At 50.5% G+C, this 19063-nt stretch carries 17 protein-coding genes; all 17 read right to left on the reverse strand.

Annotated elements, in window-relative coordinates:
* Nucleotides 1-4 precede the first annotated feature (4 nt).
* The 17 genes from BBB56_RS07600 to tssK all read right to left on the reverse strand — a co-directional run bounded on the left by BBB56_RS07600 (nt 5) and on the right by tssK (nt 19062).
* A complete protein-coding gene (locus BBB56_RS07600) occupies nt 5-1165 on the reverse strand; it encodes a KPHS_23130 family T6SS system protein (protein ID WP_123800372.1) in 1161 nt (386 codons plus the stop codon).
* 2 nt (nt 1166-1167) lie between these two features.
* On the reverse strand, nt 1168-1425 hold the full coding sequence (locus tag BBB56_RS07605; protein ID WP_071704081.1) for a PAAR domain-containing protein: 258 nt from the start codon (nt 1423-1425) through the stop codon (nt 1168-1170).
* 55 nt (nt 1426-1480) lie between these two features.
* The gene (locus BBB56_RS07610; protein WP_123800373.1) at nt 1481-2710 is read right to left on the reverse strand and encodes a lysozyme inhibitor LprI family protein; all 1230 of its coding nucleotides are present in this window, start codon (nt 2708-2710) and stop codon (nt 1481-1483) included.
* 334 nt (nt 2711-3044) lie between these two features.
* Entirely contained in the window at nt 3045-3425 is a 381-nt protein-coding gene (locus BBB56_RS07615) for a hypothetical protein (protein ID WP_123800374.1), read from the reverse strand.
* Complete coding sequence (locus BBB56_RS07620; protein WP_123800375.1) at nt 3422-4078, reverse strand: glycoside hydrolase family 108 protein; 657 nt, start codon at nt 4076-4078, stop codon at nt 3422-3424. The genes BBB56_RS07615 and BBB56_RS07620 overlap by 4 nt, the downstream gene beginning before the upstream one ends.
* Nucleotides 4079-4165: 87 nt before the next feature.
* Complete coding sequence (locus tag BBB56_RS07625) at nt 4166-4372, reverse strand: hypothetical protein (RefSeq protein ID WP_123800376.1); 207 nt, start codon at nt 4370-4372, stop codon at nt 4166-4168.
* Nucleotides 4373-4711: 339 nt separating this feature from the next.
* Nucleotides 4712-5461 (reverse strand): hypothetical protein, encoded by a 750-nt coding sequence (locus BBB56_RS07630; protein ID WP_123800377.1) that lies wholly within the window; start codon nt 5459-5461, stop codon nt 4712-4714.
* Nucleotides 5462-5485: 24 nt separating this feature from the next.
* Nucleotides 5486-6274, reverse strand: coding sequence for a glycoside hydrolase family 19 protein (locus BBB56_RS07635; RefSeq protein ID WP_199756219.1), 789 nt, complete (start codon nt 6272-6274; stop codon nt 5486-5488).
* A gap of 152 nt (nt 6275-6426) precedes the next feature.
* On the reverse strand, nt 6427-6756 hold the full coding sequence (locus BBB56_RS07640; protein ID WP_123800378.1) for a lysozyme inhibitor LprI family protein: 330 nt from the start codon (nt 6754-6756) through the stop codon (nt 6427-6429).
* 62 nt (nt 6757-6818) lie between these two features.
* Nucleotides 6819-7352: a hypothetical protein gene (locus tag BBB56_RS07645; protein ID WP_123800379.1), complete on the reverse strand. Its 534-nt coding sequence runs from the start codon at nt 7350-7352 to the stop codon at nt 6819-6821.
* A gap of 1 nt (nt 7353) precedes the next feature.
* Nucleotides 7354-9615 (reverse strand): pesticin C-terminus-like muramidase, encoded by a 2262-nt coding sequence (locus tag BBB56_RS07650; protein ID WP_123800380.1) that lies wholly within the window; start codon nt 9613-9615, stop codon nt 7354-7356.
* Between the two features lie 11 nt (nt 9616-9626).
* Nucleotides 9627-11981 carry a type VI secretion system Vgr family protein gene (locus BBB56_RS07655; protein WP_123800381.1) on the reverse strand — a complete coding sequence of 785 codons (2355 nt, stop codon included), beginning with the start codon at nt 11979-11981 and terminating at the stop codon, nt 9627-9629.
* Entirely contained in the window at nt 11974-14643 is a 2670-nt protein-coding gene (gene tssH, locus BBB56_RS07660; protein ID WP_123800565.1) for a type VI secretion system ATPase TssH, read from the reverse strand. Before tssH ends, BBB56_RS07655 begins: the two co-directional genes overlap by 8 nt.
* Before the next feature lie 166 nt (nt 14644-14809).
* Complete coding sequence (hcp, locus tag BBB56_RS07665) at nt 14810-15301, reverse strand: type VI secretion system effector Hcp (protein ID WP_123800382.1); 492 nt, start codon at nt 15299-15301, stop codon at nt 14810-14812.
* 4 nt (nt 15302-15305) lie between these two features.
* Entirely contained in the window at nt 15306-16988 is a 1683-nt protein-coding gene (locus BBB56_RS07670; RefSeq protein WP_123800383.1) for an OmpA family protein, read from the reverse strand.
* On the reverse strand, nt 16988-17716 hold the full coding sequence (gene tssL, locus BBB56_RS07675) for a type VI secretion system protein TssL, short form (RefSeq protein WP_123800384.1): 729 nt from the start codon (nt 17714-17716) through the stop codon (nt 16988-16990). Before tssL ends, BBB56_RS07670 begins: the two co-directional genes overlap by 1 nt.
* Complete coding sequence (gene tssK / locus BBB56_RS07680) at nt 17713-19062, reverse strand: type VI secretion system baseplate subunit TssK (protein WP_123800385.1); 1350 nt, start codon at nt 19060-19062, stop codon at nt 17713-17715. Before tssK ends, tssL begins: the two co-directional genes overlap by 4 nt.
* Nucleotide 19063 lies beyond the last annotated feature (1 nt).

A 19063-nucleotide genomic window follows, 5' to 3' on the forward strand; every position in this document is an offset into this window, starting at 1 on the left:
AGAGTTATTCCGGGGTGACAATACAGAGTTGTCGGTTGTCTTCTGAAAGTTCGGTGACAATTAGCTGGGCTTCGCTACCGCTCAGACACTGACGGGCTGCCAGCTGTAACGCCTGCCAGGGAGCGGCAATGCCTGCAAACCCGACAACCGTATCAATATGGGTAATTTTATCGGCTTTAAGCCCCGGGGCATGTGCCTCCCGGGCCTTGCTGAAGATATCGCCGGAGGCCATCTGTCCGCCGCTGGTCCAGGCCTGCTTCAGTGCAGTTTTTTCCAGTCCTGACCACATCATGACGCGCTCAAATGCCCGGTCGAGATTGCCATCGCGACACATCTGCGGCCGGTGAATTTTGACCGACACGTCCGGGATACCCCTCAGGCGGCAGTTGGTTAGCAGTAACACGGAAATGGCCTCGCCACTGTCCTCTGGCGGGTGTTCGTAAAGCTGAGCGCTGACCACCAGTAACGCAGCAGCACGGTCATAATGGCAGTCCAGCCAGTAGTCCAGGATTTCCAGCCCTGTCAGGTCGCGAATGCGCACCAGCGGGTGAGTAACGCTTTTTTGCAGGAGCGATGACAGTGTCGAAAACTGTTCACCGGTATCCACCGCCAGATAGCAGGTCAGCGTCGACGGGAGCAACGACACCAGATTCCGGACGTGGGCGATTACCTCCTGAAAATAATGCGCCTCCCGGTCAGCCATCTCTCCGGTAGCGGCCAGCGCCCGGTGACGAACCGGATTGCCACCATTAACGGGCTCACAGGGCATCATCAGGGGCTTTTTAGCTAACACAGCCTCGTGCGTCATTGGACTGGCAGACCCCAGCCCGTTAATTAGTACTTCGCCGATAAGCCAGGCAAAGCGCTGTCCGCGCGCAACGTCTGAGCGGTACCGGGCGGCAGTTGTGGCGTTTTTTCTCTCACAACGGGCACAAAGGAGCACGTAGCCAAAATAGCGCCCGACAATCAAAAGTCCCCATAACACGACAGGTAGTCCTGTTGACAGCTCCCAGAACGCAGCACCGGAGCGCTCGCCCTTCCAGAACAGAAATGTAGCTGCAGCTCCCGCAAGCAGCATCACAATGCCCAGGAGCAGCCAGCGTTTAAAACGCGGACGGGGCGGCAGTTTCTCCTGCGCGGGAATGCGCTCAAGTTCAACCGGCACGTTTACCCCACCAGAGCATTGGGCAGCGAACTGATAAGCGTGCAACCGCAACCACACTTGTGACCGTGGAAAGCCACTGGAACACCGCGATCGCGATAATTTGGGTTACCTTCGACGATAGTCGTATCACCATGCTCCGGGCAGGAAACACGATCACCTTTACGGGCCACACCGATATCACCAAAGAACATGGTTGTTGAGCAGGACAATACGGCACCACCGTGTGTGGTTTTGTCGCCGAGACGGATTATTCCTTGCATGGTACACTCCTATTTAAACCACCTTAAATTTATATTTTACGCAACTCTATACATATTATTCCTTGGCTATATAGAAACCATATTTGATCTCGTGCTCTCTATTACCAGAGTAGTCGATGTATTTGGCAATAATATATGACTCGCCATTGTAACTAAGATAATAAGGTTCAATCATACCTTCAACTGGCAAAATTCTTTGAGTGGTTTTGTTTTTTAAACTAGCTTTCCAAATGCAAGCCAAACCACCTTGATTATCAAAGTAAAAATCATCACCACTCCCCCACGTATAATTTCTTTCATACCCCCAATCATCTCGTTTCTCTTCAGCTTGAGGCAGAAAAACATTGATACCCAGATCGGGTCTATTCACTGGAAAATAATACACACCCTCATCGACGTTTGTTTGTCCTAAATCAGGAGAAGCAATACGCCATTTATTATCGGGTGAGATGACTTTACTAACACACAAGCTATCACCGCAATATCCTTTCCAAACATGCGCATCAGATTGTTCGTTCATTTCATGCTTGATAAAGTACGGTGATGTGATATGACCATCAATATTATTAATTTCATATATATCTTCAGAGTCACCAGACCTAACTGCATATGTGGTAAGCGAATCACTACGCCCCTTCAAATATACATCTACATCTGCCCCCCCTCTTGAATATTTTGCTAATATTGTATTCTTACCGTCAATATTTTTCATAAGAAAAATACTATCATCTGCCTTGACAGTGTATAATAAAACCAGATCATGCTTGACAATAAAATGAGTTAGTATCTTCCAATAAAATACATCTTTAGCCAATGATGGCATCCCGAATTCTCGATTAAGATCATATTCTATGACTAATGGCCTTATTCTCCATTGTTTATCACTAATACTAAATCCATATTTATTCACCAACCCATATTTCAAGGGTTTATCCAACTCGCTAAAAAATTTAGACACTGAACTAAAAGAAGGCATATAAGTCAACTCTTTATATCTTTTGTTATATGAGTTTTCTATGCATGAAGTATTCTCACCACATTTATTTCTTTGCTCTAACCATTCGAGCTGTTGCCTTTTCAGGGTACCAACGCTCAAACTATCATTAATTTTTAATATGTATTTTTTGTTGGCAATATCATCAATCCCGCTTAGTGATGGATTATTGCATATCGTCTGCTCAGTTATATTTAACCCTTTCATATCGCATTTAAATGCTGCGGCAAAAGTACCCATTGGGAATAAACTAAATACTCCAACTACCACCGCTAATTTTGTTAATTCCATTTCTTCTCCCAAAGTAATTGTTGGCAAACAAATGAACTGTCTTTATCGCAATGATGTTTAGCGACTATGTGTGGTTGCTTATCGAGATTCTTCCCCTTAACAAGGTATGCATGCTTATATCTATTAGCATGATTACGGACCATACCGACATCACCAAATAACATGGTCATTTAGCGGGGCAATACTTCTACACCGTGTGTGGTTTTGTCACCGAGACGAATAATTCCTTGTATATACTTTTGCGTCCTTTTTCATTCTTTAATCGATAGTGGAATAGATAAATCATCTTCCACATACAGCCAGAGAGACATGTGAAAACAGTAACAAAATATCTTTACTTTTTATTAAACCGAATTACTTCAGGGACGGACATGTTAGCTTGAATGAAAGGAGCGTTATCTTTTATTGTATAAATCAATTTACCCCCCTTAATTTCCGCGCTTGCTGTTCCTTCACCATCGAAAGTGCTTTCAAATTTAATATCTGCAACCCCATCTTTAACATCACCATGCACGTTATCATCATCATCTTTTTCAGTACAATCTATTCGATTACCATTGTTTGTGATAAAACAATACTTACCTGTAACATGACTACCTGTCTGAACAAGTTCTATAGTAAATGAATTTGATTTATCCTTTTCTTCCCAATGACCTGTCATACAGGCCATTGAACTTGATGAAGCAAAGAGTAAAGCCAGCAATATCTTTTTCATACACTCACCTTTAAGCAATCATCTACGCGATTAATCCAACCTTTCAAAAACTTCACCTGTGCATTTGGTTTGCCATCAGTGACCGTCAAAGAGCGGTAGTAGTCTTTTCTTACATCAGCAATTCTATTAAGGAGTTGCTCTTGATTATCAATATCATTAACACAATTAATCATATCATCATCTATATGATTATTTATGCTAAGTTTCGCATTATACTCTCCATGCAAAAGCTTTCTAATTTGCTTTATTGCCCGGCCTGATGTAATAGTCCAATCATAAATCATTAAGGCAATTTTTGTATTTTCTAGTTTACAGAAACCTTTTGGTTTCCAGTAATGATTGTAATAAATCGTTTCTGCTTGCTCTTTCGTCATTTCCTTAAGGGTTTTTGATGTTGCCGGGATATTTAGATCGCCAGGAGCAAATGCTTTCCATGTATCAATTGTTATCCCCATATTAGTCTCGCCCCCTTTATCGTCAGGGTCATTAACATATCCCCCTTCATGGCGAAGAATTACACCTGAAACTTTCGAAAATAGTACCTTACAGCGGTCACTTTCACTTTTGCGTAATGCATTTAAAAACACCACCGGATGCATATGCCAGACAGACTTGCCACTGCTGAATCCGTCCACCTGACTCATCCATTCCATGTTGTCAAACCACTGTCTGACATAGCTGATGCACAGCGGATCCAGCTGCTTTAAAAATCTTGTCCACCTGTGATACTTGAGTGACAATCATATATCTTTTTTTTCCTGTAACGAAAGAGTATCAGACTGAATAAATTCAACATCACCACATTGTTTTTTCTTAAAGGCGATCCATTTTAAGGCATCCTTTTTCATCTTTTTCCTCACATTAGAAGAAAGATCTCCCCATGTCTTGAATAAGCGAATACATAGTACTTTGTTCATAAATACGGCTGGTTGCTTGATCATATTCATGGAAATACGCCTTTATAAACTTCAATAAATCCTCACCAGCTGTAATCTTTATACGAAATGCACAGCTGAAACCTATTTTCTGCGGTACATCAGGAGAATCCCCATAATTAATAGGGAATTTTTTAATGACATCTCTGTTAACGTCATTACCAATATGAAATGCATTCTCTCTAATAAACTTTGTTAACGCATTAAAAAATTCTTGTGAATTGCAATTAAAACCTTTTAAAAAGGAATTTCCAGAAAAAAAATAACAGAAAGAATGCACATGCCATTTTTCTTAGCATCTACAACCTCAATAAAAATCTCTATCGCCATTAAAAATTCACGATTTATTTTTTATCGTTCAGTAACGACATCGTAACGTGAGGTCTGCGTATTGAGTTTATAATTAACACTCACATCAGGCCCAGTGCTGTAACAATTCAATCGAATTTGAGAGCCATCGCTTTCTATATTTTGAAAGATAGATGTCATATACGAACCAAATTCACAGCCATTCATCTGCGGGTTGATGACCTGTATTAACTTACCACTTTTCTTATCGATAACATTTACTTTATTAATTACAATACCATCAGCACTCGCTTCATAAAGACCAATGAAACCATGTTGTTTAGTCTGCCCCCAAAATGGAATTTCCAATGCCTTAGCACTTCCATTTATAACACCATCACTAATTTGAACCTTCTCCTTTAAATCTACTTTTAAAGCTGACCGTTCATTGTGCCACTCACCAAGAAAACCAGTAGAATTCCGTGTTAGATTGAAAGGGCATTTTGAAACGTCAACCCTCTCTCCTTGAATAATATATTTTTCGAAACTTTCATCGCTGACAACCTCACATAATACAATTGAACTTGATTTATTTACACCATATAGAGGAATGGGTGACCTGTGGTTATCGTAATAGTAGCTCCCCTCTACATTTACCTTTCCCCCGAAGTCATAAAACTGAAGAGACAAATGAACGGGATATTTCCCGATATAACCTTCATAATTTTTTACGACATATGGCATGTATGCAGCTTGAATTGAAGCACTCAGGAATAATGCACAAAAACAAAAGGAAAATTTAATTTTAGTCATCGTTTCACCCTGATTTTGAATCAATTAAAACGCATCAGCAAAGACGTTAGTTGATTTTATTTTTTCAAAATGTTCGCGTCGTTTTGCATAGCTAGTTGTATACAGATTCACTTTTGCCGTGATTTTATCTACTACTTCTCCCGTATCAACCTGATCAGCAAGATCATAAAGTTTTTCACGGAGCCAGAAGTAAACAGCTGAGCGTACGCAATAGGTCCCTTTCTCAAGCATTGATGGATTGTTTATAAAATCAACATCAGTGCTCCAGTTCTTTTTATAGTAATCGGAAAACCCTTGGTAATTTACTTTTCCTGTTAGATGAATACCACCTCTACCTCGGTATGTACTTCCATCACCTGACGAAACATTTCCATTCCCTAATCTGTTAGCATAAACCCTATCAGCAATAGCAATCTCATTTGCATGTTTCGTGATTTTTCCATTAACTTTAGTATATGAGTATTCCTTTGCTTCTGCAGGATGAGTTCTAAAATAGCTAAAATTAGCCTTTAGCCCCTCTTCGCTGTAATTAAGACCCTCGACAGGGCTTGCAGCACTGCCCATCTCCTCTCTTAATTGAGCAAAAAAGTGGTTGACTCTCAAAATGGTATCCAATTTATATTCACTTGCATGAGTATTAATCTCATCCGCAATTTCCTGAAGGAATGAGGACTTCGTAAGTGATTTTAAGCTATTGAACACTTTATAAAGCATATCCACTGTTATATGAATAGTACGTTTATCTGCAATGGCGTTCAAAAAAATTACCGGATACATATGCCAGACAGGTGCACCACTGCTGAATCCGTCCACCCTGCTCATCCGTTTGCTTTAAATGTCAAATCATAAAAACTCAAGTTTTCAGAAGGTACATTTAACCCTGTGATTACCCAAAGGAAAAAATAAAGACTCAACACGATTCAGTTGTATTTCTTGGGTCATTCAATTCGTTCATTTGTTTTATCTCATAGATATTTCTCATATATAATTGAAAATGCAACCCCTGTTTTGGACTCATAAGTTTCATAATCACAGCTAGCGTCACGCATTTTTATCCATGCCAATTGAGATTTTTTAAAATATATATCGCGTGATTCACTTTGCCCATAAAACTCCGCCCCTTCCTTCTTATACTCCTGAATTTGCTTTCTATATAAAAAATTCAGTTCAGCATCTGCTTTAGAATATGCATCTTTTATTCTCTCATAATTAATCTGCTCACTTGGAGAATCAGCCTTTGCAATTGGAGATAATATAGACGCAGCGAATGTCAATAAAACACACTTATTCTTCATGAAATTTACTTTAGCAATTATTCATTAGCACCCTACCCGAGCCGATGTTTAGCATACTGAAATCAATCACCATATTTATTGTGTAAATATTTTTTTATCTTGCTCACATTATCTAATTTATAGTTAGATCCTTTTTCATTGTATTTTGTTTGAAAACCTGATAAATTTGAGTCCCTATCTGAATCCAAGAACAACTCATAACCTGAGTCTTTAGTAGCGTTATATGCTTTTACTTCATAGTGATATGGATACTTGACACCATCAATGAAATAATTAACATTCCAGCGCAGAAGAACAACCACATTTTTCTTGCCAGCAATTGTGGTAAAGAATACGGAGAAAACCTCAGCAGGAGCATCAGAGTAACTAAATGTATCAACTATTTTGTTAACCTTCCCGTTAACGGATAAATAACTTTGATAAAAATCAATATCTCTTTTATCTGGAGAGTATTGAAAACAAATGACCCCATTATTGAATGCGCTATCTTTGAATGGTCCTTGAACCATTGCATTAGGATTATCACCGCAAGCATAAACCAATGATGATACTAAAAGCATACTTAAGGCTATAACTTTAATTATAATACCTTTCATTTTAATCACCTTTCCCTAACTCGTTCTCGATCAACTGGGCTTCGCCTTCACGGCGCCTTATCAAACCTCGCTGATTTGACCATAATCGCTTCATACTTCGTAGGCGACTCGGGATTTTAATTTCATTTCCATGAGCAAAGTCATCTCGAATCTCTCTCATTTCTCGTCGGCTATCTATTGAATCATTTGGTTTAGAGAGTGCTAATGATGGCCCACGATTGTAAATTAGTGATAGCATTGCACCCGCGCTATCCGGTGGTAGATTAATGGCCTGTGGATAAGCATCCACAACTTTCTGACAATACCTTTGCTTTAAAACCATTGCCATATCTAAAGCTTTATCTTTAGTGATGGTTATATCTGCCAGCCCATGAACGATTGCCCTGGCATTATCACCTTTTTTCCCTATTGCGGTCAGCAATCTTTCAACTTGTGCATTTGAATAATAAGCACTTAATAATTCGCGAGCTGATGATGTCGTCTGTTGCCCTAAATCATAACCATATCCGACAGTCACTCCGCTTGACTGATCCCCACCAGGAACATAGGGTTTAGGAACATATGCTTCCCAAGATAAAATGAATTCAGCTGATTTTTTTGATATACGATACACACCTAAAGTTGTATTGAAATCAATAGTATCACCATACTTTTCAGCAATTGCATCCAAAAACACAACTGGATGCATATGCCAGACAGGCGCACCACTGCTGAATTCGTCCACCCTGCTCATCCATTCCATGTCGTCAAACCACTGTCTGACATAGCTGATGCACAGCGGATCCAGCTGCTTTAAAAACGTTCCCCAGCGGTGATGGCTGCTGCCACCGAACCATTCACTGTCGTGTCTGACCACCATCCGCGCCGCGATATCCCTGACATCCAGCTCCGCATAATTAACCGCGTGACGCAGTTCTTCACCGGAAAGGTCGCCGCTGTTATCGCTGTCCATTTTCCGCAGCAGGGCTCTGTAGTAGTCAGAGACTTGTTTTTCCCGGATACCGCGCTCAGGCCGCACCCACTCTGCGATTCTGGTGAACCCGTCCTTGATCCACCCCTCACGCAGGGATTTCGTCATATCGGATGTGGACGGCTCTTCAAATGCTTTAAAGCCAAGCTTATCCAGGTCGTACTGCCCGATATCCGCATCGACATCGTCTTCGCTTACCCAGGCCCCGTCTCCGATATCAAACCAGCGCTTGCCGCTGCTGTCGGTAAACGGATGGCATGTGTCCTGCGGCATGATTTTGTGAATATCTTTCTTTACCTTACCTTCGGTTTTGGTGAAGTTATCCCCGGCACGGGCATAGACGGAACTCTCCGGATGAATATGAATATATTTCGGGCCACTTTTCACCTGTGCCGTATTGCTCAGAAAATCGACCATCCGGCCGTCGGTGCTGAGCACTTCAACATGTACGAACGCACTTTTCTCCACGCCACCCGTGCTGTCAGGGGCAATGTCTTCCGCCAGGTAACCCACGGCATCGCCTGCTGCAACCTCCATTCTGGTTGCCGGTTTAACGACGGTATCAAACGTCCCCTGCGCAACCGCCTGCTGCATCCAGGCAGGCAGATGCGCCCTTTGCTCACCCACGGGGGTCACGAATTGCGGGTCAAGCGACACCCAGAACGCCCCGCCGGTCATTTCAGATTTGCTGTTGAGCGCCCGGGCAAGTCCGAACCTCTGCGTCTGTCCCTCCAGGTCGAAGGTGGTCTCCCGCAACACAATGACGCTGTCACCCGCTTTCAGCTTATCCTTCACAACCGGGGCCTTATCTCCGTCTTTTTCCTTGCCGGTATATTCACGCTGACGCAGCCCGTCACCCTTATCCGTAACCTGATACAGCCTGTGCTCCGGAAAAGCAGACAGCGGAGCAAGCCCGATATACAGCGAGTAAAAATCAAGGCCGTTGTCCTTCTTTTCGGGATCGGGCGTACAGGTCGATTTGACCAGCACAAAGGTACTGGAATACTGCAGCGGGTTATTGATGTATTTACCGGTCAGATAGTCCTGATTAATGCGCCAGGCCACCACTTCGCCGCCCGCCATAAACTGAAGCGGCACCGCCGTGTCTGCCGTTTCATTTGTCAACACGGAGCCAGGAGCGCTCTTACTCGTGATGTGGATCCCGCCGTGCCACATGTTATTTGTTCCGGCCAGCCAGAAGCCGTGTGGCTCCTGACAGAGCGGCTGCATCATCTCATCCACGGTGGCGTACTGCCCGCCATTCGCTTTCCGGGCAGGAAAACAGATTTTCATTCCGGTTATCCTTAACGTGAAGGGATATGACGCGTTTTGGGCGGCGTCACGCTGGCACTTGTCTGGCTGAACTCAGGCGGCGTAATGTCCATGCTGCCACCCGCCATCGGTGAGCGGTAATGCGCAGATTTGACCAGGTAATCCCCTGGGGTTTCTTCCAGAATGCCGCCGTTGTCCAGCGTGATACTGGAGCCGCCGCCGTTGAGTCGCAGTTTAGGCGCACTGATGAGCAGCTCATCCTTGTTGCTGCTGATGGTAAACAGCAGCTCTGATGACATCTCCATCGAACTCGCTTCTGCGCGGATCTCAACATCACCCTGATTAGCAATCATCTTCGCCCCGGACTGATGAGCAAACAGCCCGACAGACTCGCTGGCGGCCAGTGTGATGTTTTTCATTGCTCCCATATCCAGATGCTGCCCCGCATTCAGAATGGTGTTCTGCTTGCTGGTCATCTGAAGGTGCTCTCCCGAAGTGAACGCCACGCCCTGCGGTGCACTGCCCAGCAGGACGGCGGACTGAAGGTCTTTCAGGCGGTTTTCCAGCAGTCTGTTCTGGCTTTCAAGGTCGCATGTGAGTGCCTGAGCCTGCTGCGCGAGCAGATTGAGCCGCTTCATTTCGGCCGCTGACTGATTCAGGCGTTCAATAGCAGGTGCCATGTCCAGCATTTTGCCCTGCGCCGCAGGCTGTGCATCGGCGGTCAGGAACATTCCTCGTCCGGCACGCAGCGCCCCGTATTCATCGGTGCGCAGTTCAAAACCGGTACCACGCGGCTCGCGCCGGGCGTCCACCACATGACCGCCATTGAGCTGCGTTTTCCCGTGAGGGGTCGCCAGCTTGAAATGCTCCTCCTGACGCTTGTCTTCCAGACGGAATTTGTTATCCCCCGCCGTACGCCAGATATTGCGCGTATGGTTGTCACGCGTGACGTGGTCAGGGTGTTCGGAATCATGCTGAGCATGGGCGATGTACGGCCGGTCAGGGTCGCCGCCGTCAAACATTACTGAGACTTCAGTCCCGTCGAGCAGCGGGGAATGGAAGCCGTAGGTATCTCCGGCATAAGGTTTCGCCAGGCGCAGCCAGAGGTAGGCATATCCCTGCTCCATGCTGTTACGGTCAAAATCGAGCCGGACACGGTAGCGCCCCTGCCTGTCCAGGTAAGCGTAGGTATCATGCTTCTCATCGCTTTCCACCCGGGCTGGCAGAGAACCGGCTATCACCGGGCGGTTTAGAAGCGCCGGACGGAAACAGACCGTTTCGCTGTAAGGAATGCCCGTAAAGCGCAGCTGAAAGCCTTTGTCACGTGCACCTGAGGTATGAATACCTGTGATGACGATGCCGTTCTTCAGCGAGTCAGGCAGCCCACTGCCCTGTGGCTCCAGCACTTCGCCCGGAGCCAGAACCGGCCTGCTTGCTCGCCCCGTTACTGTTTGCTGAGCATTGAGGTAGCGCTCATGGCGCAGGCGGGCATACCAGGCACCGCTCTCCGGAGTCTGCTCATCCCCCTGACTCAGGAACGGCTCAGCGTAGTGATACACCTCACCGGTGGTGGCCTCACCCTCCTTGCGAACCGTCACCGAACTGTCCTGTGGAGTCAGCGCATCACGGTAGTTATAGTCGCGGGTAGCCACACTACCGGTGACTACGCGGTCTGTTGGCCGAATATCCCAGACGCTCTCCTGACCGTTATCACTGGTACGCGACGGCGGAATAATGGGCAGCTTCACGCCAAACTGATACTGCATCTGGCTGTCCTGGAAAATCACCACATCCTGTTCAATGCAGCCATCCATCTCGAAGCGCCAGAAGATACCGACTTCGGCCAGCAGACGCTGAACAAAGGCCAGGTCTGTCTCACGCCACTGGGTGATGAGTTCGCGTACCGGGTAATGCTGTGATAAGCGGAACTCAAAATCGGCCCCTTCCAGTCCGTGGGAGCGGAGGATCTGCTCCACCACTTCCGGTACCGACTGGTTCAGATACACCTCGCTACGCTGGGTGTGCTGCATCAGGGCAATGCGTGGAACAATGCGCAGGGCATAGGTGATTTCATCTCCTGACACGGAGACACGGCGGAACGCATCCACCACGCCGTATACCGTGCGCACCGGCACAGCTGGCGTGCCATCAAACAATGGCGTCTGGAAGGTGAAGGATGCCGGTTTCAGCATCACCTCATTGCTGGCAATGCTCGCCGCACAGGTGAAGGTAACATCGTAATGCCACGGCTGGCTCAGCGTTTCAGTGGCACGATAGCGCAACACGTCCAGAAAGTGAGAACAGTCATGCACATCCACCCGGTAACGTGACAGGCCCAGGGCTTCATCCATCGCCTTTTTTGCCAGACTGCTTAAGCTTTCAGTCATCGTTCACCTCCGGCTGTGTCTTCTGCACGGCATCGAACTCCAGAACAATGCCTTCTTCGTCATTCCAGCCAAGCGTCAGGGTGTGTGGTTTCTGTTTCGCGGCCATGTGGGCCAGCAGTTGCTGGCTCAGCACCGGCAAGATTTGCTGACTGAGCAGGCTGTCGACGTTGCGTGCGCCGGTATCCGGCAGCAGGCAGGCTGACGTCAGCGCGTCATACAGGTTTTCACCGATATGCGTGGTCAGACCATAGTGACGGTTCAGGCGCTTACTGACCTGATCGAGTTTCATCTGCACGATGGTACGCATGGCCGCTTCGGCCAGCGGGCGGTAAATCACTGTCTGGAAGCGGGCCAGCAGCGCCGGCTGGAAGTGGTCGCGCAAAATCGGGCGCAGCAATTCGTACAGGTCGCCTTCAGTGGCGTCCGGCTGTTCGTCCAGCAGCTGCATCAGGGGATCGCTGCCAAGATTTGATGTCATCAGAATGACGGTGTTACGGAAGTCGATTTCACGCCCTTCGCCGTCGCGCATAAATCCGCGGTCGAACACCTGGTAGAAGAGATTCATGACGTCGCGGTGCGCCTTTTCCACTTCATCAAGCTGTACGACACTGTACGGGCGCTTGCGTACAGCCTCGGTAAGGATGCCGCCCTGGCCATAGCCGACGTAACCCGGCGGCGAGCCTTTCAACTGGGAAACCGTGTGCGGCTCCTGGTATTCGGAGAGGTTAATGGTAATCAGGGATTTTTCACCTCCGTACAGCACGTCCGCCAGCGCCAGCGCGGTTTCGGTCTTACCGACGCCGCTCGGGCCAACCAGCAGGAACACGCCCTGTGGACCGTTCTCGGACGTCAGTCCGGTTTTCGCCGCACGCAGGCGTTGCGCGATGGCATTAAGCGAGACATCCTGACCTACCACACGTTTGCCGATTTCGTTTTCCAGGGTCAGCAGTTCGGTCTGTTCGTCTTTCATCAGGGAAGAGAGCGGTACGCCGGTCCAGTCGGCTATCACGTTGGCAACCGTGCGGGTATCCACATCCACCTGAACCAACACATCACCCTGCTGTGCCTGCTCCAGTTGCTGTTGCAGCTCAGTAATTTCAGCCTGCTGACTGATGTCCTGGCGACTGGCCATCAGCTGCTGTGCCAGCGCCTTTTCGTTGCTGAAACGTGCTTCCTGCTCCCCGATACGCGCTTCCAGTTCAGTCCGCTGCTGCTCAATCACATCCAGGCGGTCACCATGACGGTTGCTGCCTGCGGCAATATCTTCCAGCAGCGCCTGCTCTTCCAGTTCCAGCGCGGTCAGCTGTGCTTTCAGACGCACAATTTGTTCAGGCACCGTGTCGAAGCTCATACGCACACGCGCCGCGGCGGTATCCAGCAGGTCAACGGCCTTGTCCGGCAGCTGACGCCCCGTCAGGTAACGGCGGGACAGCGTAACGGCCGCACGCACAGCATCGTCGGTGATGTGCACGTTGTGGTGTTCGGCGTAACGGGATTTGAGACCGCGCAGCATCAGGCAGGCGGTATCGTCATCCGGCTCGTCCACTTTCACCATCTGGAAGCGGCGCTCAAGAGCGGCGTCACGCTCAAAATATTGTTTGTATTCAGACCATGTGGTGGCAGCGATGGTGCGCAGTTCGCCACGGGCCAGAGCGGGTTTGAGCAGGTTGGCCGCATCTGCACCACCTGCCTGGTTGCCCGCGCCAATGATGGTGTGGGCTTCATCAATAAACAGCAAAATCGGGGTGGGCGACTGCTGTACAGCATTGATGACGTTTTTCAGGCGCTGTTCAAATTCGCCCTTAACCCCTGCCCCCGCTTGCAACAGGCCGAGGTCAAGGGTGCGCAGGATTACCGGCTTGAGGGATTCAGGTACGTTACCTTCGGCGATACGCAGTGCAAGACCTTCCACCAGCGCTGTTTTCCCTACACCTGGCTCACCCACCAGAATCGGGTTGTTCTTGCGACGGCGCGAGAGAATGTCCACCATCTGGCGGATTTCGGTATCACGACCAAAGACCGGGTCGATTTTGCCTTCTCTGGCTTTGGCGGTGACGTCGAGAGTGAATTTATCCAGCGCGTTCTGCAGGGCTGGGGTCAGTTCCCCCTCTTTCAGTTCTGCGCCAACCGGGCGGCCAACAAACTCCACCTCACCACCATGGTTTTGTGCCAGTTGCTCTTCGTGTTGCACCTCCGGACGTTCATCCGACTGCCCATCAAGCAGTGGACGCAGACGTTCCAGCTGACTCTGGCCCAGCGTCAGCAGCGGCCACAGCCCGTCACAGCGAACCAGTTTCTGTTTGTCAACCAGCGCCATTAGCAGATGGATGCTGCGAATTTGTTCCTCGCCATTAAGAGAAGCAATCAGCCAGGCTTCCTGCATCAGCATCTGAATGGCGTCAGACAACTGCGGGCGTTGACGCACTGAGCGCGGCTGTTTATCCAGCCAGCCCAGCAAATCCTGCCAGATGGCGTCCATATCCCACTCGTAACGGCGTGCCAGCACGGTAAGGTCACCTTCGCCCTGCTCCAGCAGTTTCAACAGCCAGTGCTCTGGCAGAATTTCCGCATGGGCGCGGGTCTGACACAGAGAGGCTGCCCCTTCCATCGCGCGCGCGCAGAAAGGATTAAGACGTCGAAGAAGGATTGCCGGGTTTTCCATGTTTGCTTGCTCACTGTTGAGTGACCGTTCAGGCACGCTACCGCCCCTGGCCGTTACCGAGGCCCATAAGGTCTGTTTCCGGGATATGATGTTTTTGCTGAACGCCCGCAGCGGCAGACGCTCAGCAAAAAGAAAAGCGGACAGAGAAGCTCTGCCCGCTCGTGGGTTATGCAGTAGCGCGTTCGTTCCAGGAATCGGAATGAATGATGTTGCCGTCTTTGTAGGTCCAGGTGATTTTTTCGTAGCGCAGCTCAATCTGCTCGAGGTGGTTATGCTTCTCGAAAGCAGGATCCTTGATGTCGTGCATCACAGGGTTCACTTTCACCACCTTTACGTTCTCGAGCTTGGTGTTGAAGTACTCCACTTCCTGGCCCGCGTCGTTGATTTTGTACCACTTGAATTCCGCAGACTTGAGGGTCTGACCGGTGGTCACCGCCTTATAGAGGTACGGGCTGGAGGAGTCGATTTCCTTGGTGAAGAGGAACGGCGTGTGGATACGGGTGCCGGTCAGCTTGCCGGTGTTATTGTCGGTCGGGATATACAGCTTGTGTTCCTGAGCAACCACTTCGATGCTGCCGTCACGATCCTGAACGTCCACAGACCCTTTGATGTCCGCGCCGCCGTCGTCTTTCAGCCAGAGATAAACAGGAATTGCCATGGCATTACTCTCCATTTTGTAGTGATGCGCCATCGTCCTGAGATGACGCCTGGGTGTGGTCCGGTATCTGACAGGCATCTGCCTGAGGTACCAGACTGATTTCGACACGGCGGTTGAGCGCCCGGCCCTCCGCAGTATCATTAGTTGCGATCGGACGGCTTGCGCCATAGCCCTGCACCGCGAAACAGCTTTCCGGCACATCACCGGTATCGCGCATCCAGTCGCGTACCGCTGCGGCACGCTTCAGGGACAGGCTCTGATTGAGTTTCGGGTTACCTGTGTTATCGGTGTGTCCCGCCACCACGATCAGCCAGCCCGGCTTCGCTCTGATGTCGACCAGGGAATTGACCAGCATTTTGGTGGAGTCGGTTTTCAACATCGCTTTGCCGGAATCAAACAGCGACATACTGTCGAGACGGACAATTTTCGGTATCGGCTTCGGCTTCGGTTTTGGCGGCGGAGGCGGAGGCACATACATATCAATGGCCTGCTGTACCGCCAGCCACAGGCGGTTGCCCGGATACAGCCCGAGTCCGTAGCGATGGGGCTCGCCCTGACGCTGCCAGCGTTCCAGCAGCAATGCATCCTGCTGCAGGGCATGTAGGGCCTGCGCTTTCGGGTCATAGTGGTTCATCGGGATAGCCTGCCAGCGCTGAAGGTCGGCGCTTACCTTGCGGATAAGCGACTGGTTATGTCGCACGGACAGGGCAATGGCGCCCAGGGCGCAGAACAGCAGAACCATCACCACCCAACACCCGGTTTTCCCACCCTGCAACGGGGTGGTATAGGGGGCAAGCAGCGGGAGTACCGCATCGGCAAAATGCCAGCGTGGTTCATAGGCCGTGGCACGACCGGAAGGGGCAATGCGGGTCTGGCGGAACAATAATCGTGGCCACAGCGCGGCTGCCGAGGTGGATACCGATCCAAGACGCAGGGTGACGGCAAACGGTCGTATGGCCGGACACAGCCTGTCCGCTTTGCCCAGTTCATCCAGCATCACAGCGTGAAGCAGCAATGTCGCCTGGGTCAGGTATGGCTGAATAAAGACCGTCTGCGGGGACCGCTGCCATTCGCTGAGGATGAGGGCAGGTTCATCTTCAGGACACACCAGGACCGTATTTCCGCGTACCACCATCCAGGGCGTTTCCGGACCGCTGAATTCGGTATTCAGTACCACCGGCACGCTATAGCCGGTCAGGTCCCGCAACTGCTTCATCTGCACGCGCAGAGCTTTCAGGGAGGCGCGCAATAGCGCCTCATCTTCATGCTGGTCCGGCAAACAACGGTACATCACGGTGAGCTGGCCTGCCATCGTCGGCGTACGGGCCAGCAGACGCTCTGCGAAAGGCGTGAGTCTGGTCAGTTCAGCTATCCGGAGGTACCAGCCCTGCGCCGTGCCACGTGTTTGCCCTGCTGCGAACATGTTATCGTCCACATCCCCGCAGACCAGCACCACCGGTCCGGTATGACTGTCGGGCGGGAAAATTTCGCCCTCATCAGCCAGCTGTACCGGTCGCTGTTGACGGTAACGATGACGGGCAAGCATGCCCGCAACCAGCAAGGCCACCAGGGTCAGGAAGACTTTCCCGGCAACCGGCCAGGACAGGAATCCCCATACCAGCCACAGCACGGCGGCAAGGCAGAGCACTACCGGCAGGGCAGCCCGGACGACTGTTTTTCCATGCATCAGGGCTGCTCCGGCAGTTGCTGGTGCAGCAGATCCTGCAACCACAGATGCCCCCCCAGCCACACCGCACCGGTCAGGATCACCGCCAGCACAATCCAGAACCAGACGGACCGCAGCAGGTTGTAACGACGGCCTCCGGTCTTCTGAACCACCAGTGATGCCACGCTTTCCAGGGGTGGCACTCGCTTATTCAGCGCGGCGATCACCTCATCACGCTGTGACTGTCCCACCCCGGAGAGGCTGTATTGCCCTTGAAACCCCAGCGCCAGTACCCGCTGGTAGCAGGTCAGCACCGCAGGCTCCGGCGCGGGCTGACGCAGTACCTCCGCGATACGATCATACAAGGCCCCGCCAGCTCTCAGGGATCCGAAGTAAACCGCCTGAAGTGGCGCAGAACGCCAGGCGCGTTGCCCGGCATCGAGGGTCATATTCAGCGCATCGGGGGCACTGTCGCCGGATACTGCCGCTTGCGCATTTTCCGCTTGCTGAGCCACGGGTTTACGGTTCATGACGGTTTCGTCCAGCAGGGCGCACTGGGCATAAGTGATGTGGTCAATACTTTCAGCACCCAGCCCGGCGCGCTCCAGCGCCTCGCGTACGCTTTCCACCTGCGCTTTGCAGGCCGCATACAGCGCAGGGCCATCCGTCACCTGCCCACCGTGACGCAATTGCGCTACGGTTAGCCAGGTCTCCGCCATCAGGGTATCAATGTCGATAACCTTATTCATGAGCGCAGCACCGCAAACAGTTCAAGCTCCAGCTCGCCGAGCAGCGATGGAACGTAGAATACGCACACTCCCTGATCCAGCATTTCGCGGGCCGCCGGGCTTTCCATATCCAGCACAAAGTACTGATTTTCCAGACGCACCGGCAGTGCAGCCGGAACACGACTCAGGGCGATGAGGCCAATCCCTTCTACGGCCACGCCGGACACTTCGCCGACATTCGCCGGGGCACCGGCAATACACATATCTGCGAATCTTTCGGCAATCTGCCATGCCGGTTGACTGCCCCGCACGGAAAGGTAGAAATCTGCTTCATCGCGCAGACGAATATCATGCAGTACCGCTTTCCAGGTCTCCGGATCCAGACGCTCCATCCTGACCGCCACCACTCGTGACGGCAGGCTGGCTTCCAGTAGCTCGCTGATCAGTTCAAACAGCGGCGGAAAGGTTTTTTCCGGCGCGCGGTGGTCATAACCCGGAATGGCATCCAGATCGTGCTCAAGCGAGAAGGTCAGCATACTGCCGGCAAGACGTACCAGCTCGGCCCAGACCTGCTCAGGATGCCTGTCAGGAAAACGCTCATACTCAGAGAGCACCCTGGCATGCGAGTTCAGGGCATTCAGCAGCCAGAACAGCGACACGTCAGCGACAGCAAAGTCAGCCATCCGGTCATTACTTTCACGACGCATGGACATCAGGCGCTGGCGGCGGGAACGCAGCTGGCGATTCAGCAGCGCAAGACGTTCACACAGATTACGACTTGCCGAGAACAGCGCCATCGGCGGGATAAAGTCAGAATCCTGACGCCAGCCCCCCTGCCCGTCCTGCAACAGACGGGCAATGGCGCAGGTATCCCAGGCGCCGTTGTCTTCATGTCCGAAACGGAATGCCAGATTAAACCGAGCTACCGCCATCGACTCTTCTTCCTGACCGAAGCGGTCGGTGATTGTCTCCCAGGCTTCCCGATAGCGCAGCGGGCGCTCTGCAGATAGCGTGTCTGTCTGCACATTGACGATCCCGGCCTGCATCACCGGTAACGCCACATACACTGTCACCGGGGCATTGCCTGCAGAAGCCGGTGCCTCGATTTCACGTGGCTCCGGAGGCAAGTCACTGAATCGGGTATCAACCAGCGTGTCATCCGGGAGCCAGAGGCGCAGTGACTGCGCCTGCACGCGGCCGGAGGCAAGCATCGCGTCATCCAGTTCAACCCGACCAACGCCCCAGGGGAAAGCATTTCCGCGGGCGGCAATACCGGCCCGGGAAAATGCATCCCATTCAGACTGCTGCTGGAACTGCTGAGGGGCCAGCAGCGCCCCTTCATTCCATAACGGGCGGTAAATTTTCATC

The sequence above is a fragment of the Candidatus Pantoea deserta genome (assembly GCF_003813865.1).
Classification (GTDB): domain Bacteria; phylum Pseudomonadota; class Gammaproteobacteria; order Enterobacterales; family Enterobacteriaceae; genus Pantoea; species Pantoea deserta.